Raw genomic sequence first — 21324 nt, 5'->3', positions numbered from 1 at the left:
GTTGGGAATGTTTATTCCTCGGGGTCTCTGAGAATATCGGCGCCGACGGCGCGTTCAACTGCCTTATGCAGTTCTGAATCACCGATCCCGAGAACGCCGTCCTTTGAGGGAATTGGGATCACCGCCGTCTGCGGCAGATCCAGATACGCCGCGATATCCTCTGGGATTTTTGCGGCAAGTTGTTCGGTGATATAAATGACGGCGTGTTGGCTTTTAGCTAAGCTGTGCAGTGCTTCGGCGGCTTCATGCGCCGTTTCGGCAGTCGCAACGGTAAGCCCTAAAGCCCTGAAGCCCAGTACGCTCTGTCTGTCTCCGATTACCGCAGCTTTATACATAGCTCATCCTCAGCCTTTCTGTAATTCTCTCCTCGCTCAAGCCCGAGGCGCGCCCCGACATGACGGTGCGCACCGCCACCAACTGCGACTCAAACGCCAGCAGATACGAAATGACGGTAGCCTCGCCAAATGGAATCAGGCGGGAGGCACGAATATATTCAATCAGCGTGTTGTCACACGCCATGTCTAACCCTGAAAGCGCTAGACCGCCGGAAAGTGCCTCTGCAGCGGCCTCTGTTGCGGTGAGCAGTTCACCAAAGCCAAACAGACTGCGAAGCAGCTCAGGGCTCACCTCGCGCACCTGCCCACAGGCAACATTTCCGCCCGGGAAAATCGCACGCTGTAAATAATCAAAACCCTTTTTGCTTAAAGCTGCGCGTGTGAGCACCCGCAGGTTGCCAAGGTCGATCCACAGACGAACATAGCCCAAAAGAAATGTACTTTCGGTGGCTTGAGCCAACGCCAACATCTGCGCCGCCAGCGCGCCGTCCAACAACAGATCAGAAAGCTGTGGGTCACCAGTGCGGGCCAACAGGTCTGCTGCCTCCTGCGTCGCTGTAGCCATGATTGGGGGCATGTGGCTGTAATCTTTATCGTTGTGCATGCCCACCAGCGCGTTGGGGCTAATGGTGCCGGCATCACTTAAAAGACGTTGGCCATCCACCCCCTGTGCGGTGGCTTTTATCAAGGATTTTAGATTGTGATAATCATACTTTAAACGAAATAAATCAACGACGCTGGTTTCCGGCACATAGCGGTAAATTAGATCGAACAGCGCCTTGCGCTGATGCGATATTTCCTGCTCAAGCGCGACAGAATCTTTGGCATCAAAGGTACTCCAGCCCTTCTCGGTCAAAATTTTGACGGCATCCTCATCGGTGCGCGCCGAAACAAGGCGGGTGAGGTCTTCTTTTGAAAGCATATTTTTTTCCATCGCTTTCAAAAGGGTGCTTAAATAGACATAATCGGTATCGGGCGACTTTGGCAATACGCTCACGCTCCTTCCGGGAACAGCGCTGAAGACACCTCGGGGGCGACTTTTTCCGAAACCATGCGCACAAGAACATCCAGCGCACAGTTATACTCTATTTTTCCGCGCCGAATAATCAGCCCGCCGACAATTGGCGCATCATCCTCAGCAAGTGTGGCCTTGCCGTCCAACGCCTGAGACAGCGCCTGCCCATGCGCGGTGCGGTCCTTTGCGTTGAGCAGCACCTCGCCGCCCTTACCGTCGGTCAGCACATCGTTTGCCAGCGAAATCAACAGCTTGCGATACTCTGCTTCTGGCAGTGACAGCAGCCGATCAAGCGCCGTTTGAAACGTGAGGGAAATCATCTGCTGACGCGCATTTGAAACAAGCTTCTTACCCTCAAGTTCGGAAACAAGGCGCGCTTTCTCCTCAACGTCGGCACAACGGGCGGCCGAATCTTTTAAGATCGTCTCAACCTCGGCCTCGGCACGCTTTTTAGAATCCGCCAGGATTTTGGCGGCGTTCTGCTCAGCCTCGGCAATAATTGCATCAGCCTTGAGCTTTGCGTCGGTTAATATTTTATTGGAAATGTTTTCGAGTCCGTTCATAATAATCATTCCTTACAGCGGCAGACTGGGAATCGTACTAACGATAATAAACGAAATAAGAACAGCGAAAACGGCGTAGGTTTCAACCATGCCGGCGGCGATAACGCCCTTCATTGATTCCTCGGGCTTAGAAGCCACAATGCCCATAGCGGCGGCAGAAACACGGCCCTGTGCGATAGCCGAATAATAACCAGCGATTGCAATCGGCAATGCGCCGCAGAAATACCCGATGCCCTGCCCGATTGTGAGCGTGCCGCCCGTTACCGGCGCAGCGGTAAGAATCATAAACGAGATCAGCAGGCCGTAAATGCCCTGCGTTCCGGGAAGCGCCTGCAGCAGCAGTACACGACCGAATTTTTCAGGAGAGACTGAAACGATGCCAGTGCCGGCCTCGCCCGCAATACCCATGCCCTTTGCCGAACCTGAGCCGGCAAGACCTACCGCGAGCGCCGCGCCGAGCAGCGCAAAGAAATAGCCTGAAAAAAGATTGGTGACGAATTCCATAGTTTTAGTCCTCCTTGATGATTGTTACATAATTTGTATTATTGACAAGCGGTCGGAATGCGCGCCCGCCACCTTCAAAAAACTTGCCAAAAAACTCTATATACTGCAATCTGCATGTGTGAACATAAGCACCCAACAGATTGATAGCAAGGTTAAAGGTGTGGCCCAAAATAAAGACAACGATAAACAACACCAGCCCGAAGAACCCACCGCCGCCCATAGCGCCAAGCTGGTTCATGACCTGACCGATGACAGCGCCCGAAAGGCCAAGCGCCATAATACGTGCATAGGAAAGGACATCTGAGAGATAGCCGGTAATGCCGTAAAGTGAGCCTAAACCGCCGGTTATCTTGCCGAAGAGAGTTGGGCTATTGCGCCCGCCGGTGAGCACCAATAAAAGTGCGCCCGCTATAATCACATATAGCCCGACCGGAATTTTAAGCACGTATAGCCCAATTCCAGCAAAGACCAGATACCAGGAACCGACATCGAAGATAGCGTCGAGCAGGTGCCCCTGACGAATCATGCGGTAAGCAGCCAGCGCCATGCCAAGGATAATGTGTACGCCGCCCAATGCCAGTGAAAAGGCCAGCATCTTCATCGGCTCGGCCGCGGGGTTAAACCACAGCGGTTGAATAACGACGGCTTTTCCGAGAAAGGTTTGGGTGAATACTGTGACAGCATTTGAAAAAAAGCCACCGAACAGCAAACCGGCAAAAAAAGTTGAAACGCCACAGTACATAAATAAGGTGAGCGTCTTTTTCATGCCACCCTTGGGCTTCATAAGTTTCAGGGCGAAGTAACAACCAAAAAACATCAGAATGCCATAGGCCGCGTCCGCCATTATAAAACCAAAAAAAACAATGTAAAATGGGAACATAAACGGATTAGGATCCACAATGCTACCGTAGGCCGGGGTGTCGTACATCTCTGTAATCGGCTCGACCGGACTGATGAATGCGCTGTTTTGCATCATAACCGGGGGTGTTTCATTTTCCGCCGGTTCCTCAATTGAATAGGCGCACCCCTGTGTGTCGAGCAGCTTTGCCACCGCAGCCTCAGCCTCAGCAGGCATCCAGCCCGTAAAATAGGCTGTATGCTCCGTATGTGCGGTAGCCGAAAGCAGTTCATCCCGAGCCGCCTCCTGGGTGTAGGCGTCGTACGCCAGTTCCAATGTTGGCAATTGGTCATAATAAGCCGCAATCTGCTTTGCGTATCCGTCTTTGGCTTCTTCCAGCGCAGCAATCTCTTTTTGCAGTGCATCTATCTGTACGCCTGCTGTTACTTCAACATCCTTAAAGTTTGCCGTGACAAACCCGGCGCTTTTTAAGATGTTCAATGCGTCCGATTCCTGCTCCCTGTGAACCATCACGGCAATGTAATGCTGCTCGCTATCAGAGCCGATTACCTCGGCCATACAGGCGGGTGCTTCTCCTCCTAAGCGGGTAAACAACAGGCTGGTTTCAATAGCCGCAGGCATCGTGCCTATAAGAAAGACTGTCTCTCGCGTTCCGGTAAATTCTAATGGTATGTCAAGTGGCTGCCAGGGGGTCAGTGCCGCAATCTGAGAATGTAGCTTCGCTTGTGACGCACCGGCCTCAGCCAGTTGGGCACCCAGTGCGTCGACCGCTTCGGCCGTTTGCTTGGCACCGCTGAGCATAGCCGTATCAAAGAGCTGACGCTCGGTAACCTCGGGCCGTGCAGAAAACAGCGGTGTCTTTTTTGCCGCCCCAGAATTTTTCAGAAGGCGGCAGGCATTTTCCAAGGTGCTGCGTGTTTTTGCAGCCTGTGTGTTTTCTTCACTAATATATAATTTCCCGCCGGAATCGACGATCTGCTGAGCGGAGCAGCGTTCCAGCTCGACGCAACCGAGCCTGGTCAGCGCACGCAAAACTGTCCGTCTTGAGTCGGCGGGGGCAATCACATACAGTCGCTTCATTTTTAAAATAGACATCAGCCGACTACCCTTTCCATTACTATGGCGACTGCTTTGTCCAAGCGGTTCTGAGCCTGCACCTGCAAGGTCTCGCATTGCCGGCGATATTCTGAGAGCTGTTGCTCGGCCATATCGTCTCCGCGATGCTTGGCGCCAGCCAGCGCCTCAGCCGCTTGGGCGGCCGCCCGTTTGAGCGTTGAATCATATTCCTGCGCAGCAGTTCGCTGTGCGTTAGAAATAATATCCCGCGCTTTTGTCTGTGCGTCAGTAATACACTGCTGCGCAGATTGTTCAGTCTCGGAGATCTGTTTAATTGCTTCCAAAGACAATCTTATCACCATCCAGTCGTTAAGTAATATGAAAGTAGTGCCCTCTGATGGCTTCGCGATTAAAAGAAAAAGCCAAAAAAACGAGAGAATACATGTATATATTGAACATCAAATTCATGAAAATGTCAAGACATTTTGAGGCTATTAACAGAATTGTAAGAGTCTCTTATCATCTGCAAAAAAACCATGACGGTTTGCAGGTGCAAATCCTGCAATATTGTGCAATAGGGCAAAAAACAAAGGTTTTTTATTTACGACAATATAGAAGTTAATTTTTAGACAAGTTTTGCTCTTATTCTCCCAAAATACTTCTATTAGATAAACCCCTAAAAATTTATAATTTTATTATGTATTTTCGCCTAGGCGTTTTGCATAAGGTTTTTCAACAAAATTTAGGGAGTTAAGCATTGAATTTATTTTATCATAATTTTCATTCTTTTTACGTCAAGAATATACAAGAAAAGATATTTTAAAATAATTCATTTCGTTTCGTCAAAAGTGAATAAGATACGTCATTTAAATGCATGGATAATCGGCCGGAAGCGGCATGTACCGCTCCGGCCGATTCAAGCATCGCCCGCTATTGCAGGCTAACTGCAATTGTTGTTTCGCCGTTTAAGGTTACTTCATCGAGCTCTCGTAGGACTGGATCATCTTCTTGACCATCTGTCCGCCAACCGAGCCGGCCTGACGAGAGGTCAAATCGCCATTGTATCCCTGCTTGAGGTTAACGCCAACTTCGTTAGCAGCCTCCATCTTGAACTTGTTCATAGCTTCCTTAGCTTCGGGAACAATAATCTTGTTACTGGAATTAGCCATAATCACATTCTCCTTACAATAGAAATTGTTTGATTGTCTGACTTGTGTTCAGATCATTTGCGTTTGCAGTCATAGTATTAGCCGATTAAAAATCAATTATGATTTCCAAATAATTCGCAATTTGGCGGAAAAATATCGCGAGCCTCTTTGTTAAATAAACCAGCTAAAACACAAAAAATCGGATTTTAAAACAGTGTTATCTTCACCGTTTGATGACAAACATGTTTTGCGCTAAAGCCATTACTTTTATGCCTGATATCATTAAAGTGGTGTTGAGCCAGCACAAAACCCAGCCCAACACCACTTTATAATATTGAAGATACTAAATGCCGATTATTTTGGCGCGTAACCGTTTGGGTGACGCTTGTGCCAGTTCCATGCCGAAGCAATAATTTCTTCCAGTTCGGCATGCTGCGGCCGCCAGCCAAGCACCTGTTTGGCTTTTTCGCTTGATGCAATCAACTGTGCCGGGTCGCCCTCTCGCCGAGGCGAGAGCACCGCAGGGATGGCATGCCCTGTTACGCGGCGCGCGGTTTCGATGACCTCCTGCACCGTAAAGCCCACGCCGTTGCCAAGGTTCATAATATTGCTTTCGTTGCCGTTTGCCAAATAACGCATAGCCAGAATATGTGCCTGCGCCAAATCGGTGACATGGATATAATCACGCACACAGGTGCCGTCTTTTGTAGGATAATCGCCACCAAAAATCGAAATATGCGCACGCTGACCATTTGGCACCTGTAGTATTAATGGTATTAAATGCGATTCCGGCATGTGCGCCTCACCGATCTCTCCACTTTCATCGGCACCGCAGGCGTTAAAATAGCGTAGCGAAACATAGCGCAGGCCGTGCGCTTTAGCCGTCCAGTAAAACATCTTTTCCATCGCCAGTTTGGTTTCGCCATAGGGATTGGTCGGGCAGGTGCGATCCTGCTCGTCAATCGGCATACGCTCCGGCTCACCATAAGTGGCTGCGGTGGAAGAAAAAACAATTTTATCAATTTTGTGCGCGACCATGGCCTCTAGTAGCACCCGGGTACCACAAAGATTATTCTCATAATATTTCAGAGGGTTTGAAACGCTCTCCCCCACCAGAGAATAGGCTGCAAAATGGATGACGCCATCAATGTGTTCCTTGCTAAACAGCGTATCCAGAAAAGTTTTGTCAGAAATATCCCCTTTATAAAAACGCGCGCGTTTGTCCACAGCTGCAGCGTACCCGGTTGAAAGATTGTCGGCCACGACGGTATCGACACCCTCATTGCAAAGCGCTTTGACAGTATGCGAACCGATATAGCCCGCACCACCCAGCACTAAAATCGTCATGATGTGTTCCTCCTCTTTTATAATGGCAAAAGCTGTCTTCAAGCCATCATAACCGAAAAAAGGTTCACTTGCAACAGCGGTAGCGCGATATAAAAAGTTGAGTCGGAATATAGTATTCCCCGGTATTTTATAGTAGAATAGAAACACGCATCAAAATCTTACATATAAATCATCGAATATTAGGAGGGAATTTGAAATGGGGTTTGTCGTGACCACCCTGATGGAAAACAACGCCGCTAAAGACGGCATGCACACCGAGCATGGTCTGAGCCTGCACCTGACTGATGGCAGCTTTACGTTGCTGCTTGATACCGGCGCCACCCCAGCGTTTTTGGACAACGCCAGACAACTCGGCGTCAGCTTAGAGAGCGTAGATACACTGGTGCTCAGTCACGGGCACTACGACCACACCGGCGGCGTTAAGGCCCTTCTGGACAATGGCTGCTGTCCAAAAGCCACTTATTTTGGGCCAAACTTTTTTTCGCATCGGTATCACCGTGAATCAGGCCGCCTGCGCCCAATCAGCGCCAGGCTGACGGAAGAATTTCTTTTTGAGCGTCAGGTTCCGTTTTATATTTTGGAGCCAGGCGTATTAAAACTTAGCGAAAAGGTTTTCCTTGTATGTGGTATCCCTTCTAAAAACGAAGTTGAAAAGGCCAACCCCGGTATGCTACGCCAATGTGGTGAGGCCTATGTCGTGGATGATTTCAATGAAGAAACAGTCGTTGTGGTACACGGCGAACAGGGGCTGGCTCTGCTTTCGGGTTGCTCACACAAGGGTGTCATCAACACTTGCGCGTGGGTATCTCAGCTATTTAATGCACCGGTGCACACATTTATAGGCGGCACACATCTTATGGACGCGGACGAACCACGCATGCGCGCCACCATGGCAAGCCTGCGGGCGATGGGCATACAGCGGTTGGGCGCCTGCCATTGTAACGGCGAGCAGGCCAATGCGCTCTTTGCTCGTGAGTATGAAGGCTTTTTCAAGAATAACGCCGGAACTGTTACCTTACTTTAGTCATGCTTTTATGCGGATGATTTTATGACAAAGCAGTAATTAAAGTCGAATACCACTGCATCTGATCAGAAGGCTCTTAATTAATGTGTGCGAAAGCAATCCGGTTCAAGATAGCCGTCCTGCAGCAACAGCACCGCAGCGGCTGCAATAATATCCTGATGTTTTTGCTCATCGGGAATACTCAATGGGTACTCCCCAATTTCCAGCGATTCTCCGTTCAACGTAGTGACGGTGCGCTGAACCGAAAAAACGGGCTTTTGGCTGTCCAAACTCGAAAGGGTTAGCGTATCCCTCTGGCGCAGCCCGCAGCTTATTAGCTGCTGGCTGCCGTCTAGCGCGATGCTGGGACCGCTTTCTGAAAAGGAAAGAACCGTTGCCCCGGGTGGCGCTACAAACGGACTTTGGCAACCTTCTGGCACCAATACAATACAACGAGCGGCAGCATCAAGCACAACCTGCTGCCCGGCACCACACATCACGATGCAAAAATCAGGGTTTCCGTCCGCAAAATGGCAGAGGGCGTCGCACAGCAGCATAGCGTGGCGGCTTCGTTGCAACAGCTCAAAAAGCGCACAGGCCGTCTTTTCACTGTCATTTCCCGGCGGAAGCAGTATGATAACCATGATATCCCTCCGTTTTCAGTCTATTAAAGTGTATCCCAAAACAATATTTTCATGCCCTAACTGTATTTTAGTGCAAAAAATTGTTGACATTACAGTTTTTTGAGATATAATAGATAGTGCTGCAATAATCATTGCCGAATTGTGTAAAGGTAGCACGACAGACTCTGACTCTGTTTGTCTGGGTTCGAATCCTAGTTCGGCAACCATAAGGGCCGCCCGCAATAGCGGGCGGTTTGCAAGCAGCTTGTTGGGTCATCTCTACTGCTACTGAAAGGCCCTACAACATATTCACGTTTCAAAGTACAAAAAGAAAGACCATGATGCCGATTACATCATAGTCTTTCTGTATTTAACACCTTGCGGTGTTCTTGGCACAGATAAGTCTGGTGATGCGGTGCGTGCATCTTCTAGGCGCAAGCCTTTTAGAAGCTGGTAACTTCTAAAGGGCTATTTGTGTTTCATTGGTAATTATTTCATTCAAAGTATATCACGTGTTATTAATGAAATCAAGCGGAAATTTGACTTTCGCTCAAAATGAGCGGAAGTTTATATAAAAAACAAACTGTTGTCCCCCTTGCAATCATTTCGGAGACTATGCTAACATAAGGTGTAAGCTATATCCATCAGTCGATGATGCGGTGCGTGCATCTTTCAGGCGCAAGCCTGATAGGAGCTGGTAACTCCTATCAGGCTATGGATAAAAAGCTTAATCGCATAAACAAGACGGCAGGTCAACCGAGAGGTTGCCCTGCCGTCTTTCTTTGTGGGGCGTGGGGGAATGAAAAAAGTTGGAGGGAAAATATGTCCACGAAGCTAATTATTCTAATCGGCATTGTTCTGCTCAGTGTGTGCGCCCTATCATATCTTGCGATACTGGTTGCCAAAAAGGCAATTTCACAACAAAACAGAAAACTTTCACACTCAAAATCTTATAACACGTATTCCAAAAATGGCGCCTCGCCAAATTGGAGTCATTCGTCATTTATTGGCGGGAGCGGCGTAGCACAATCGCCCGAGCCTTCGGAACAGGAAATGCGCAGAAACGAGGATGATCAAATAGAGAAAGAAGAGGTCAAGAGAAAAAACATTGCTCAAGCACTAGCTGAAGCTAAAATACAGGCTGACATATTTAACGCTCAACGACAGCTGAATATTAATTTGCATAACGAATACGAAGAAATTCAGGAAAAAAGGGAAAGCCGTGATTTTGGCCGCTGATATTGCTGCACAATCAGATCTTTGTCAATATGACTTTTCCACTTATCCCTGTCATCATGAACTATGTCGGTTACTGCAATGCGAGTAAGTATAATGCTGCATTTAGGTCTGAGCGTGGGCAGTAGCTCGACAGGTGCATACTTATTGAAAAACGGATAAGTAAATACGCCCCAGTTACTCAATGGTTCTAGCGTCAGATTAGCGTGAGCCACACCCGCCAGAGGCTGACGCCTACTAAATCGGCTTTTAGGCTTATAAATACACACATCCGAAATGCAGCAGAATTTGTCATGTTGCGATGACTGCTCAAATCCCAGAAGGCCCAACTCCGCCGATTTTGAAACCTCCCGGTTAATTTCTTCGAGCGAAACATTAACAGGTGCCTCTATGTATCCGTAGCACAAAAAGTAAGATATTGATTTGTTCAGTAGGGTATCGGCATCCATTCTGGTTTTTGCAGAGATTTTGACAGAATTTATGTATGGCAGCAGGCCCAGGGCTTCGCTTGGCAGTAATAAGCTGTTTTCGCCGAATTCCTTGTTTTCTCTGTAAACCTTTAAAACTGTGCGTTCGTCAAATGACAGGTTATCGCTGGTTTGATGAGCAATTATTTTGTTTGAATTCATAATATTATATCCGCTCTTTCATTTTTTTCATTAACGCATCTGCTTCTTCAATACAGGCGGAAAGCTCTGTTCTGCTACTATCAATAGTTTGAGAAAGACACGTCGATGGTGGTTCAACACCATTTAAAGTGTAGTTATATTGATCATAAAGATCTACGAGTCGCTGCTTTTCATAGCCATCTGGTAACGATTCATAATCACTTCTCAAAATTTCAAAAGGACTGGTTATGTCTTGCTTATATCGATAATATCTGAAGGCGTGAATGTAAAATGTTTTGTTCCGCAATCGAAACTTTTTTGGTACATAAGACAGCGGGATTCGACCACCCAATAAGTCAAGGCGAAGCTTTTCTGTGGAAAAAACTTTCGCTGGCAACGGTCTGATGGTATAACGTACAATGATGTGCTTCTCTTGTAGCATAAAACTCATCCTTTCTGTTATCGTCCTTTGTCATCGTGCCGGTGCTTAGTCGCCGGCACTTTTTGTTTGCGTTCGTGGGCCAAGTCGGAAACGCGCTGAAGCTTTGCCTGAATGCTATCGTCCTCCCGTCCGGACGGCACCGAGAAGTCGGGCAGCGACTGCTCCGGGTCGGGAAGATCCAGAAGCTCGCGCATGTATACTTCAGCGGCAGACCATATGCGCAGCTCTTCGCGTAACTCGTCCAGTTTGGGGATTAAGCTATCGAGGCGGTTCGCCAATGCCTTCAGCCTATAGGCCTGTCGGGCTTCTAACTCAGCAATATCTCGCTTGAAAGCTTCAGGTAGAATATGGTGGTTATACCCGGCTGCCTGAAGCTTCTTGCTGGCGTAGTTAAACTTGTCGATCTCATTCTTATGGTTCTGGTAGAACCGGCCCCGGAACAACTTCAGCTTTTCAAACTGCTCGGCAACATCGCGGTGCTGGTTACACCAGCGTGCGCACTTTTCAAGTTCGCGCAACTGTTGGATCTCAGGAACACCACCGCTCTGGAGCTGGTCAATCTCGGCCTGTGTACGGATCAGCTCGTCACGGCAGGCGGCGTGATTGCTCTGCGCAAGTCGGACGCCCGCAACAATATCTCCATAACTTTCTACGCCGCGCGTGGCCAAAAAGTTATGCGTTCCCACCGTCTGGCGGATGGCGCTGCGGATCTGCCGCGCATTGCGCAGCGCGTCCGGCTCATGCTGCCATGCTGCCCGATCGGGCGCATGGCTCCGCTCACCCACAGCATCGGTTGTGGGTGTTTCAAGCCGCTGCGGCGGCTTCTTCTCCGACGAAAGCGGGCGGCTTTCGTCTTTTTCTGGGGTACAGGGCGCTCCCTGTCGCACAGCACCGTGCAACGGTGCATCAGTGCGCCTTTGGGCATCCTGGCTACGCACGCTTGGCCCGGATTGCCCGCCGGACTGGGCGACCTCCGGTCGCTGAGGCCGGCCCTCGGCCGCTTTTGCTTCCCCTCGACCGGCCAAGGTTGGCTCGGATACCCTCGCCTTTCTGGAACGCCGCTGCCGCGCCTTTGCCTGTTCAAAGATAGACTGTGCCGTTTCCCATAAGCCTGTTGGCTCAATCCCCAGGTCGGCCATTTCATTACATGCTGCAACGGTACGGTTATAGTTTCCTTTCTCGGTGGAAACACCTTTGCGCTCCAGGGCGGTAGCCTCCTTGCCCATGTGCATAGTCGGCTGGCGGTGGATGCCCTGCTCAATATAGCTGCGGTGGTCAACTCGATATGGTAGCCCCTTTGCTTCGTAGCACTCGTTGCAGGCATCTGCCCACTGTGCTCGCCAAGATACATAAAGCGTCTTGTCGTTCCATCCGGTGAGATCTACGTTGCGCGATTTCCATTCGCCGTTGGCGCCCGTGATGCGGTCACCGTTCCGGTCGGTGATATACTCTTTTCTGGATTTAGTTTTCCACCATGTACCGGATTTGGTCATCGGGCGCATGGTCAACATGATATGTACGTGTGGGTTGTGATCCTTGCCGCCCTTGTCCTTGATGTGATAGGCCACGTCGGCACACATGCCTTTAGCCACAAAATTCTTCTGTACAAAGTCGCGCACCAGGGCAATGTTTTCTTCACGAGTGAATTCACCCGGCAGGGCGATGCGCAGTTCGCGCGAAAGCTGGGCATTACTCTGACGCTCCGCCAGCTCTACGGCATTCCAAAGTCTCTGCCGGTCATGATAGCGGCCGGGCGCGTTTGTGGGCAGCATAATCTCGGTATGGACAACGCCTCCTTTTCGGGTGTAATCGTAGACCTCACCGGTGCGCTCATCGATGAGACGCGTGCCGGCGCGGTAGGCTGCGGCTGCAACAGAGGTCGAGCGCCGGCTAGCGGCTTTCTCCGATACAGACCCGTCTTGATTCATTTTGATGCTTCTACCGCGGCCAATAATCTGGCCGTGAAAGCTGTATAATGCCATGCGCTCCACCTCCTCTCGGGTATTCTTAACACTATGATACCGAAATCTGAAGGCGGGTTACAGGTGGTTTGAGTGTAGAAAAAACAAAGGAGTTTAGGCAATATTTTCGTTGCTCAAAACCCCTTGACGACAAGAGCATATTCATTTGCTATTTCGCCCGATTTATGGTATAATAAATTAAGAAAAATCCGCATTGTAAAAGCATTTTATCAGAATTTTCAGCGCGAGAAAAAAGGGAGACTATCCCCCTCTGCGCCGGTTGAAAATCCGAGATTTACAACGGCGCATTCACCCCCGCACCCGCAGGGGCAGGCCGGCTAAGGCCGGCCAATCGATCATCAAATTCGCAATCGTTTGAGAATTTAAATATTTTTACAGGGGAGGGCTGACAATGACAAAGGAACAGGCATGGAACTATGCGCTCGGAATCATTAAGGTTGACGGATTAACGCCTACAAAAGATTTTTTAGAGTTAGCTGAAAAAGAAAAGCGCGGAGAAATTACTGACGAAGATATTTTGAAATACCTCAATCAAAAATATAAAATGATAGAGGAGAAGCCAAATGTCTGACCCATATTTGTATCCGGGCAGCGAAATACTGAAAAACAAGCAAAACGTCCGTGATCAAGAGCTGCTTAATGATATTGAAGCTAATTTTGTCGGACTAAGAATAAAGTCGCTTATGGAAAATCCCATGGATGGTGATTATGACTTTGCCCATCTGTGCAAAATTCATCATTGGATTTTTCAAGATGTTTTTGAGTGGGCCGGAATGCCTCGAATCATAAATATAGAAAAGCCCGAACTGGCGTTAAGCGGATTGTCGGTAGAATACTCAGATTATAGGGACATCCAAAGCGATGCCCAGCGCGTGCTTGACAATATGCGCTCGGTGAAGTGGTATGAGCTCGATGATAAGTCCATGGCAAATGAATTCTCAAAGCATATGGCGCAACTGTGGAGGACACATGGCTTTCGGGAAGGAAACACTAGAACGGTAGTGACCTTTTGTTGCTTATTTGCGCGAAGCAATAAGATACCGCTAGAACCGGCTCTATTTGAGAAGCATAGCACCTATGTACGTAGCGCTTTGGTGGCTGCGTCCGCTATCTTTAAAGATTTAGGAGACAGGTCGAATTTGTGCTATTTAAAGAAGATCGTTTTAGATAGCATGATACAAGCACGTGAAAAGGAAAGGCCAAAAACCATTAAAGACAAACTTGTCGTTGCACAAATTGAAGCTGATCGATTTAATGCCAAGCGTATGACGGAACGAGATATTGCCGATTCGAATAAATACGACAGGGGACGATGAGATGGGCGAAAGAATACTAGCCCGGATGAACCGGCTCTATAAAGAATACCAGCAGGGGCAGCAGGCACCGTCACCGATACAGGCAACTGTGACACAGCCAACCGTCACAGTTGCGCCCGGGGCACCGACTAGCAACGAGAATATTGACGCGCCGGCCAGCCCGGACGAGCTTCGCCGCGCCAGGACGCATCGGCTTATTCAGGTAGGTGCTATCTGCGATCAGTATATGGGTACCCGCGACATGACGCCCGACCAAGTTATAACTCTACTAAGCCAGATCAGCAAGTTGGACAGTGTGAAAGATATACTGGGCAAATAGAATGGTGAAAATTATGACCGAAGAAGAAATTCAGCAAGCGCTGGCGTTCGCCCGTTTCAACATGGAATGTGAAGGATTCACATTAACTGAAGAAGATTTGACTTCAGGCCGTGAAATTCTTGAAGGCAAAATTACGGCCGATGAGGTTATAGCTCAAATTATCGAAAAATACCAGCTAAAAACTGAAAGCGATTGAAGTTTTGGTCGAGCTTTTTCAAAAGGTCGCGGATTCCAAAGGCAGCGCCTTTGGCGGCACTTGAAGATGTCTGTCCCAAAATCCCAAACGATTGAGATTTTGACCGTCCTTTAAAAGCAGAAAGCCTGTCCGCTTAGTAACGGACAGGCTTTCTTTAATGATTACAACTTCTTGACTGCATCGGTCAGTACTTTTTTTAGACCAGCTTTGAGTTTCTCGGCGGTTTCCTTATCCTCGCCCTGCGCCATCTTGATAACCAGACCGTTTAGCTTGTTGATGCAAGCCTGTAAATCCTCAAAGTGGACAGCGAAAACGGTTGTGTCTGTGTTCGCCAGTTTCAGCTTCTTTTCAAGTTCGGCGGTTCTGTTCTTTGCCGCTTTCAGTTCAGCGGCGGCAGCGGCGTCCTCGGCTTCGGCTTTTTTAAGCTGCTCCTGCAAAGCGGTAAGTTTTTTCTGTTCCTCGGCGATAACTTTATTAGCTTCCTCTTTCGCAGAAGTCTTAGCGGTTTCCAACTGTTTCTGCAACTCAGCAAGTTTTTTCTTCTCTTCGGCTATCGCCTTATCGGTTTCGGCTTTAGCAGAATCCTTTGCGGTTTTTAATTGTTCCTCAAGGTCGGCAACTTTCTTTTTTTCGGCATCGAGTGCCTTTTGGGTATTTGCCTTGCTGCTACTCTGTGCCTTGTTAAGCTGTTCCTGTAATTCGGCTATCTTTTTCTGTTCCTCGGCAATGGCTTTTTCGGCTTCGACTTTTGCTGTGTCCTGTGCCGCCTTTAACTTTTCTTCAAGCTGCTTTTGCTGCTCAATAGCCTTGGCGGTTTCCTCGGCAGTAGTGGCAATTACCTGCTCCAATTCCGCTTTAGCCTTGGCGCGGGCTTCTTCTTCGGCCTTGGCTTGCAGGGTTTTCAGCTGTTCGTGGCTAATTTCGCCGCCTTTTTCTTTGAGCGCGGCAATCTCGTTTTGCAACGTTGTGAGGTTTTCAGTTGCCGTTTTGGTCTGACCTTGCGCTTCGGTCAGCTGTTGGTCGCGCTCAGCAATCAGTTTTTTGAGTTCCGCAACGCTCAATTCCTCAACGTTGTTTTCGACTACAAAATTCTCACGTTCGTCCTTTGGAACGGCGAACAGGGCAACCGCCTGACTATAGGTCAAATTCCCAAACGTTTGAGATTTTGCATCCCCGAAAAGCGGCATCTGGTCATCACCAAATTCTTTAAAAACACGCATGAAATTGTTTGCGGTGGATACTGAGAAATTCACTTCATTTTTAAGGTACTCGCCCCAGCCGCCATGCGCCACCTGTTCTTTGGCTTCGCAAAGGCGGCGACCGACTTCAATAGCGGAATGTAAAATCATCAATTGCGTTTGCCGTGTAATGGTGACAATCTCGGCGGTGATGGTGTTCAGGCTTCTTTTATCGGCAACAGCTTCGTTTTTGATAATTCTCAGTGCAGTACTATTCATAATATATTATTTCCTTTCAATTTCCAGTTTTTCAAATTCTCAATCGTTTGGGATTTTGGCGGCTATGGAAATCACAGCCGCCGATCAGATGCATCAATGGACGCAAAAAGCAGCTTGGCAATGCCAATGGTGATAAAATAAAAACCAAGTTTGAAATACATAATTGACACCCCTCTGATTATTTGGTATCATATGGGTGGATAGTGAATCCACCCACATGATACGGTTTTGGCTTATATGTATCTATCGAGGATAAGCAATATAAGCCCTACGATTAAGTCTACAATTGCGGTAAAAACGATGGTGCGAACATCGACCGCCTTTGCAGGCTTTTTCTTTTTGCTTGGCACTGGCAACACCTCCCTTCGTGGTTTCGTTTCTCTTTGATCAGCTTTTTAGATTCTGAGGCACGTGCTTTTCGGCCTTGCCCGGTAAGAATATAAAAAGTTTTGTCAAAGTGCGAAGCAGACTTTATCGTTTCGAGAGGATGGGGTAAACTAAGTCGGGAAGAGGAATCTCAAAACTTTAAGATCAGCTTTTTGAGTTCGTCGGCACGACGGCTTTACCCCATCCGAGAAGAAATGTAAAGTCCCTGGCTTTGACAAAAGTTTTTATATGCCGGCGCAAGGTCGGGCAACGCAGTTTCTTCAGATTGCCGCCGATCAGGCGGCACCCTTTCGGGGCGCGCTTCCTGAAGCATTTGAAATGGCCTCTGCTTCCGCAGAGGCCACCGCTTTAGGCCGTTTTCAGTACTTTCCGTTTTAGACTGTCTAGCCGCTTACGCTCTACTGGCAACCATTGCAACCATGCTTCGACAAAGGCTTTCACATCTTCGGGTGGGGCACAGTTGCGGTATCCTCTGTTTTGCTTAACGAAAAAGTCTTTTTCGTTAAGCTCCAGCGTGAAATATGATGTGTCCGGCTGATTGTTTTGTCGGATGAAAAATATTGCCGTCTTGCCGCTGATGTGCCTATCCGAATAAGTGGCTACGCAATGGTCAAGCGCCTTGCCCTCGTAAGCTAACGCGTTGGCACTCTCGGCCGGACGTATCAATAACCCGTCTTTTTCAAATGTCATCCAGCTAAGCTTTTTCACCCGCGCCGCCGCCCTTTTACAGCTTAATTCGTCCGATTTTATCTTAATAAGCTTCATTGTACGGTTGTGCTGCTTAATAAGATCTGACGGATAATATATGCTGTCTTTAGTCAGGTCATATTCCAATACGGTGCATTCATCAAGATAATCGCGCCAAACTGTCACCATACTATTTAGGCTGTGGTGCTGCCCCGGGTATTTTTGTACGGCTACCTTATACTGCCGCTGTAAATAATTAAGCATCTTTAAAATCCTTCCATCTTTAATGCCCTCCCGAACGGGGCGCTCCTTGAATGCTGAGTGCCATAGTTCGGCCAGCGTATGCAGCTGCGAATCGGTTAGATGCTGTCCTGCTAATCGTACACGCTGATAACACAAAGCCATTTCCGGTCTACTGCGGAACAGTCGCATAAATTCTGGCAATTCCTCTTTTTGTATGCGCAGCATTTCGTGAGGTCGTGTTTTCTTCCAGTTGACTATTCTGTTCATAACTGAGCGTTCACCTTTGACATACTCTTTGGCAAACACATAGTATCGTTCATTTACAAAACTCTCAATATTAGGGTGCTTGGTGTAGGCGGCTGCATATAGGATTAATTCGTTAAGCTGATTGCGCGTCATGCTCAAATACTCCATTGCGTGGCTGTTTTTTAAGTAGGAGCTATTTAGCAACTTTGCATTTATATCAGAGCAGGGCGCCCAGTTATGATCTATGGTAAAGCTTTTCTGCTGTCCCCAAGAACGACCCTGTTTTAACAGTTTATAGCAGCCATCGGTCGATAGCAGCCAACGATAACCACTATCGTAATATTTAAATGTGGGATGCAGCTTGTCTTTCCGATAATCGAGGTAGGCATGCAGTTGTCGTATATATAGCTTGTTGTCAGCCGCCTGCAAAACATTGAGGTTGCCGCTTTCAAATAAGCGCGTTGTCCCTAATCCGTATTTTTTGGCGATGCAGACTGATCCGCAGACCGGGCAGTTATAGGGTTTATTATGTTCTGGCGAACATTCCAGTTGCGACTGTGTTTGACAATGGGTGCAAAAGCCATAATAAGCCGTGGGTTTTATGTCACAAACCACATCCCCCAGGTTGTCTACCGCCTTACCTCGGCGGTAGAACAGATAACGGCTGTGCGGCAGGGCAATGTCTCGCAGTTGTTGCTCAATGTCGGCGGGCAGTTCCGGCCAACCTTGAATCATTTCGTCTATTTGATGTTGTGTTAGCATGTAAAATCCCCCTTAAAGTAAATCGAGTAGGCTAATGACCGTATTGGTCGATTGCGCTGGCGGCTTGGCGGTCAGGCCGTAAAACTCACGGATTATTTTTTCGGCCACCGAGGGAATGACACATGCAAAATTCCCTTGGCGGTGGCTATCGGCATAAGCTTTGATCTTTTTTTCACAGTTCGCAAGGCTCATTTCTGGTATATCTAAATCCTGCGCTACAAGTTCAGCGCTTCTCGGCTCATTGCGGCATATATCCTTGAGTTGCTCCCCGACCATCCAGATCGGGGTGTTCTCCTTGCCCTGCTGGGCGGCAATTCTCTGCAAAGCGTTTTCTAACATATTTATATCTTCCTTTCAAATTCGCAATCGTTTGGGATTTTGACAGCACACTAATCTACCATGTAGAACATTCCGACATCATACCCCTTACTTTTAAGCTCTTTTTTTATCGCTTCGCATATCCTTGTGCGCCTGTTCGCCTGCCCACTTGTGCGAGGGTTTACGACATAGTAACTGCCGTTTTTCCACGCACTCATATCCGCCGCTTCGACCGCCGTTTTTACCTTGCCGACATTCCAACGAGGGAGAGTAATTGTAATAGCATCGAAATTGCAAGTGCCGCCATCCTCGCTATCCCCAAAGAGCATTGCCGCTGTTCTCCCTGCGTGTTGTAGGTCAAGGGTTAGCTGTTCGTACTTATCAATTTTCATTACTTTTTGCCCCTTTCAAATTCGCAACTGTTTGTGATTTTGGACTTTCAGCCCTGCTAAAAAGGTCAGTAACCTTTTCACGATTCGTGTCTCTTTGATTAGCTTTTTAGATTCGGAGGCACGTGCTTTTCGGCCTTGCCCCGGCATAGAATATAAAAAGTTTTTCAAAGTGCGAAGCAGACTTTACGTTTTGAGAGGATGGGGTAAACTAAGGCGGGAAGAGGAATCTCAAAACTTTAAAATCAGCTTTTTGAGTTCGTCGGCGCGACGTTGTTACCCCATCCGGGAAGAAATGTACAGTCCTATGCTTTGATAAAAGTTTTTATATGCCGGCGCAAGGCCGGGCAACGCAGTTCTTCAGGGTGCTGCCGATCAGGCAGCACCCTTTCGGGGCGCGCTTCCTGTAGCATTTAAAATGGCCTCTGCTTTCGCAGAGGCCACCGCTTTAGGCCGGTTTTATTTTTACTTCGGTACATTCCGACAAAAGCGAAAGCCCGCCAATTCTGACGGGCTAATTTACATAACTACTTTTTCGCCCTGCTCAAGGAATGATCCATTTAATTGGAATCTTCTTTTTTGCTAGTTTTCGGGTAATCCAATATAGCAAACGCTATAATTTAATGGGTCGCTCCCCTTGGGTATAAGCGATAGTGCGCTATTTGCTTTTTCTACTGCTTCTTCTTTATTATCTGCTTCGAACGTCATTTCCACAAAAACGTTATAAATCACGTATTACCCTCACTTTCCGCTGGGCTTGTGACCGGCCCAGTGTGGGCCGGTCATCTGCGTTAGTTATTAATCGGATATTATCTTTAGTGACCATTCAGCATTAGCGTTTAGCAGCCTTTGCCATGCCATGCACGATGGTGCCCAGCGGAAACCATTTGATTTTAACTTTTTACGGGTTGTATCGTCCGGCTTGCCCTCGAAAGTTAACTGCAATCGCATTTTTTCTTTGTTTCTAACAACCTTCGCAGTTTCTCCGTTGATGGTTACTGTATTAGAGGCGTTTTCAATTTTGCCTTGTTCCTCGGCGGTTTTTGACTGGGCTTTGGGCGCGAGGCTCTTTAAGTGCTGATAAATTACAGCCTTGTTTCCACTACCTCTGACCTTGGAAATGATAAGACTATATTTCAGCGTGTCTGTAAGTGGTATTGACTCGGTTTCGCGATTTTCGTGGTTGTACCGCCTCATGTTTTCGCCGGTTTCGTCAACCTCGATACTCAAAAGCTCTTTGTAATGACGCTTGCCGTTATAAAAGTCAATGTAAAGGTAAAAATACCAACGCGGCGCGGGGTCGTATGATGAAACAAAAGTTGATTTTTTCAGCTCCCCGGAGTCCCATAATGCGACAATTTCATCATAGGATTTTACGCCGTTCACAGTAGTATGGGCTTGTTGTTCTGCAAATTCCTCGGGTGCAAGCTGTAACAGACGCTCTTTAAGGCGGCGAATTTCGGCGGCTTTATTTCCATATGGGTCGGGCATACCCTTTAATGATTCGATTTTTGCTTTTATGCGTTCAACAGCGTTTTGGTCGTCGCTGTAAATCGTCTTTGCATTATGCCCTATGCCGCGGATTTCGTCTAGAATTGACTCGGGGTTCTGCTCCATTATTGAATTTTCGCGTGCTATCTGTTTCTGCTTTGCACGTACCGGGAAATTGGCTGGCCCTGCAATCATAACGGAAGGAACGCGGGCGCGCACTACATACAATTCGTTGAGCCAGGACAACTTTTTTGTTTTGTAAAGTGTTAAAAGGTAGTCAACCCGTTCGGACCGCTCAGCTGGTGCGCCGTTCTTTGCAAGTCTTTCTTTTGCCCAGCTTGCTATATCTTCGGCTCTCTTGCAATATTCATTGTATTCAGCAGTTGCGCTGCCAGCCCGATAATTGCTAAAGCTGTTAGCCTCTTTTGCTCTACGTGCATTTTGTTCAAGTGTGGTAATCATCATTTATAGGCCCCTTTCAATGTTTGGGGCGGTCTGCTATAATTAAGTAGCCGCCCATGTTGTGTAGTAGCTTCAGGTGTTGGCTTGCCGTCCTTGCTATATGGTGTAGTGAGGGCGGCTTTTTTAGCTCCGAATTCAAATTCGCAATCGTTTGGGATTTTGGCTTTTAGCCTTGTTAAAAACGGTCATCAACCCTTTCATGATCCCGTATTCTTTTGATCAGCTTTTTAGATTCGAGGCACGTGCTTTTCGGCCTTGCCCCGGCGTAGAATATAAAAAGTTGTGTCAAAGTGCGAAGCAGACTTTACGTTTTGAAAGGATGGGGTAAAC

General features: G+C 47.9%; 23 protein-coding genes and 1 tRNA gene. 7 read left to right on the top strand and 17 right to left on the bottom strand.

What is annotated here, in order from left to right:
- Positions 1 to 11 precede the first annotated feature (11 nt).
- The 8 genes from RBH76_10715 to galE form a co-directional block, all read right to left on the bottom strand.
- Positions 12 to 335 carry a V-type ATP synthase subunit F gene (locus RBH76_10715; protein WMJ83194.1) on the bottom strand — a complete coding sequence of 108 codons (324 nt, stop codon included), beginning with the start codon at positions 333 to 335 and terminating at the stop codon, positions 12 to 14.
- Complete coding sequence (locus tag RBH76_10710) at positions 328 to 1323, bottom strand: V-type ATPase subunit (protein ID WMJ83193.1); 996 nt, start codon at positions 1321 to 1323, stop codon at positions 328 to 330. The genes RBH76_10715 and RBH76_10710 overlap by 8 nt, the downstream gene beginning before the upstream one ends.
- Positions 1324 to 1328: 5 nt before the next feature.
- A complete protein-coding gene (locus RBH76_10705) occupies positions 1329 to 1913 on the bottom strand; it encodes a V-type ATP synthase subunit E family protein (GenBank protein ID WMJ83192.1) in 585 nt (194 codons plus the stop codon).
- A gap of 12 nt (positions 1914 to 1925) precedes the next feature.
- Positions 1926 to 2417, bottom strand: a complete 492-nt coding sequence (locus tag RBH76_10700; GenBank protein WMJ83191.1) for a V-type ATP synthase subunit K — start codon at positions 2415 to 2417, stop codon at positions 1926 to 1928.
- A gap of 4 nt (positions 2418 to 2421) precedes the next feature.
- A complete protein-coding gene (locus tag RBH76_10695) occupies positions 2422 to 4371 on the bottom strand; it encodes a V-type ATP synthase subunit I (GenBank protein WMJ83190.1) in 1950 nt (649 codons plus the stop codon).
- Positions 4371 to 4682 (bottom strand): hypothetical protein, encoded by a 312-nt coding sequence (locus RBH76_10690; GenBank protein WMJ83189.1) that lies wholly within the window; start codon positions 4680 to 4682, stop codon positions 4371 to 4373. The genes RBH76_10695 and RBH76_10690 overlap by 1 nt, the downstream gene beginning before the upstream one ends.
- 621 nt (positions 4683 to 5303) lie before the next feature.
- Positions 5304 to 5501, bottom strand: a complete 198-nt coding sequence (locus RBH76_10685; GenBank protein ID WMJ83188.1) for an alpha/beta-type small acid-soluble spore protein — start codon at positions 5499 to 5501, stop codon at positions 5304 to 5306.
- 333 nt (positions 5502 to 5834) lie between these two features.
- Positions 5835 to 6827, bottom strand: a complete 993-nt coding sequence (gene galE / locus RBH76_10680) for a UDP-glucose 4-epimerase GalE (protein WMJ83187.1) — start codon at positions 6825 to 6827, stop codon at positions 5835 to 5837.
- A gap of 196 nt (positions 6828 to 7023) precedes the next feature.
- Between galE and RBH76_10675 the strand changes: the two genes are divergently transcribed.
- The gene (locus tag RBH76_10675; protein WMJ83186.1) at positions 7024 to 7851 is read left to right on the top strand and encodes an MBL fold metallo-hydrolase; all 828 of its coding nucleotides are present in this window, start codon (positions 7024 to 7026) and stop codon (positions 7849 to 7851) included.
- Positions 7852 to 7931: 80 nt separating this feature from the next.
- Here RBH76_10675 and RBH76_10670 read toward each other — a convergent pair whose 3' ends face one another.
- Positions 7932 to 8474: a hypothetical protein gene (locus RBH76_10670; GenBank protein WMJ83185.1), complete on the bottom strand. Its 543-nt coding sequence runs from the start codon at positions 8472 to 8474 to the stop codon at positions 7932 to 7934.
- 132 nt (positions 8475 to 8606) lie between these two features.
- Between RBH76_10670 and RBH76_10665 the strand changes: the two genes are divergently transcribed.
- Together RBH76_10665 and RBH76_10660 are read left to right on the top strand one after the other, a co-directional pair.
- Positions 8607 to 8680: transfer RNA gene (locus RBH76_10665), tRNA-Gln, on the top strand.
- A 436-nt stretch (positions 8681 to 9116) separates the two neighbouring features.
- Complete coding sequence (locus tag RBH76_10660; protein WMJ83184.1) at positions 9117 to 9692, top strand: hypothetical protein; 576 nt, start codon at positions 9117 to 9119, stop codon at positions 9690 to 9692.
- Here RBH76_10660 and RBH76_10655 read toward each other — a convergent pair.
- The 3 genes from RBH76_10655 to mobQ are packed head-to-tail and all read right to left on the bottom strand — an operon-like array spanning position 9656 to position 12721.
- A complete protein-coding gene (locus RBH76_10655; GenBank protein ID WMJ83183.1) occupies positions 9656 to 10318 on the bottom strand; it encodes a hypothetical protein in 663 nt (220 codons plus the stop codon). The genes RBH76_10660 and RBH76_10655 overlap by 37 nt on opposite strands.
- A 4-nt stretch (positions 10319 to 10322) precedes the next feature.
- Positions 10323 to 10739: a hypothetical protein gene (locus RBH76_10650; protein ID WMJ83182.1), complete on the bottom strand. Its 417-nt coding sequence runs from the start codon at positions 10737 to 10739 to the stop codon at positions 10323 to 10325.
- Between the two features lie 17 nt (positions 10740 to 10756).
- A complete protein-coding gene (gene mobQ, locus RBH76_10645) occupies positions 10757 to 12721 on the bottom strand; it encodes a MobQ family relaxase (protein ID WMJ83181.1) in 1965 nt (654 codons plus the stop codon).
- Between the two features lie 391 nt (positions 12722 to 13112).
- Between mobQ and RBH76_10640 the strand changes: the two genes are divergently transcribed.
- From RBH76_10640 to RBH76_10625, 4 genes are read left to right on the top strand one after another with little or no spacing between them, the layout of a single operon-like run.
- Complete coding sequence (locus RBH76_10640; GenBank protein ID WMJ83180.1) at positions 13113 to 13292, top strand: antitoxin VbhA family protein; 180 nt, start codon at positions 13113 to 13115, stop codon at positions 13290 to 13292.
- On the top strand, positions 13285 to 14037 hold the full coding sequence (locus RBH76_10635; protein ID WMJ83179.1) for a Fic family protein: 753 nt from the start codon (positions 13285 to 13287) through the stop codon (positions 14035 to 14037). The genes RBH76_10640 and RBH76_10635 overlap by 8 nt, the downstream gene beginning before the upstream one ends.
- Before the next feature lies 1 nt (position 14038).
- A complete protein-coding gene (locus RBH76_10630; protein ID WMJ83178.1) occupies positions 14039 to 14356 on the top strand; it encodes a hypothetical protein in 318 nt (105 codons plus the stop codon).
- A 13-nt stretch (positions 14357 to 14369) separates the two neighbouring features.
- The gene (locus RBH76_10625; GenBank protein ID WMJ83177.1) at positions 14370 to 14552 is read left to right on the top strand and encodes an antitoxin VbhA family protein; all 183 of its coding nucleotides are present in this window, start codon (positions 14370 to 14372) and stop codon (positions 14550 to 14552) included.
- Between the two features lie 161 nt (positions 14553 to 14713).
- Here RBH76_10625 and RBH76_10620 read toward each other — a convergent pair whose 3' ends face one another.
- The 5 genes from RBH76_10620 to RBH76_10600 all read right to left on the bottom strand — a co-directional run bounded on the left by RBH76_10620 (position 14714) and on the right by RBH76_10600 (position 20997).
- Complete coding sequence (locus RBH76_10620) at positions 14714 to 16009, bottom strand: DUF3102 domain-containing protein (GenBank protein WMJ83176.1); 1296 nt, start codon at positions 16007 to 16009, stop codon at positions 14714 to 14716.
- A gap of 735 nt (positions 16010 to 16744) precedes the next feature.
- Entirely contained in the window at positions 16745 to 18334 is a 1590-nt protein-coding gene (locus RBH76_10615) for a PcfJ domain-containing protein (GenBank protein ID WMJ83175.1), read from the bottom strand.
- A gap of 12 nt (positions 18335 to 18346) precedes the next feature.
- Positions 18347 to 18673, bottom strand: a complete 327-nt coding sequence (locus RBH76_10610) for a hypothetical protein (GenBank protein WMJ83174.1) — start codon at positions 18671 to 18673, stop codon at positions 18347 to 18349.
- Positions 18674 to 18723: 50 nt separating this feature from the next.
- Positions 18724 to 19044 (bottom strand): hypothetical protein, encoded by a 321-nt coding sequence (locus RBH76_10605; protein ID WMJ83173.1) that lies wholly within the window; start codon positions 19042 to 19044, stop codon positions 18724 to 18726.
- A gap of 795 nt (positions 19045 to 19839) precedes the next feature.
- Positions 19840 to 20997 (bottom strand): hypothetical protein, encoded by a 1158-nt coding sequence (locus RBH76_10600; protein ID WMJ83172.1) that lies wholly within the window; start codon positions 20995 to 20997, stop codon positions 19840 to 19842.
- Between the last annotated feature and the right edge of the window lie 327 nt (positions 20998 to 21324).

The sequence above is a fragment of the Oscillospiraceae bacterium MB24-C1 genome (assembly GCA_030913685.1).
Lineage (GTDB): Bacteria > Bacillota > Clostridia > Oscillospirales > Ruminococcaceae > Yanshouia.
This window is presented reverse-complemented; position numbering and strand designations above follow the sequence as displayed.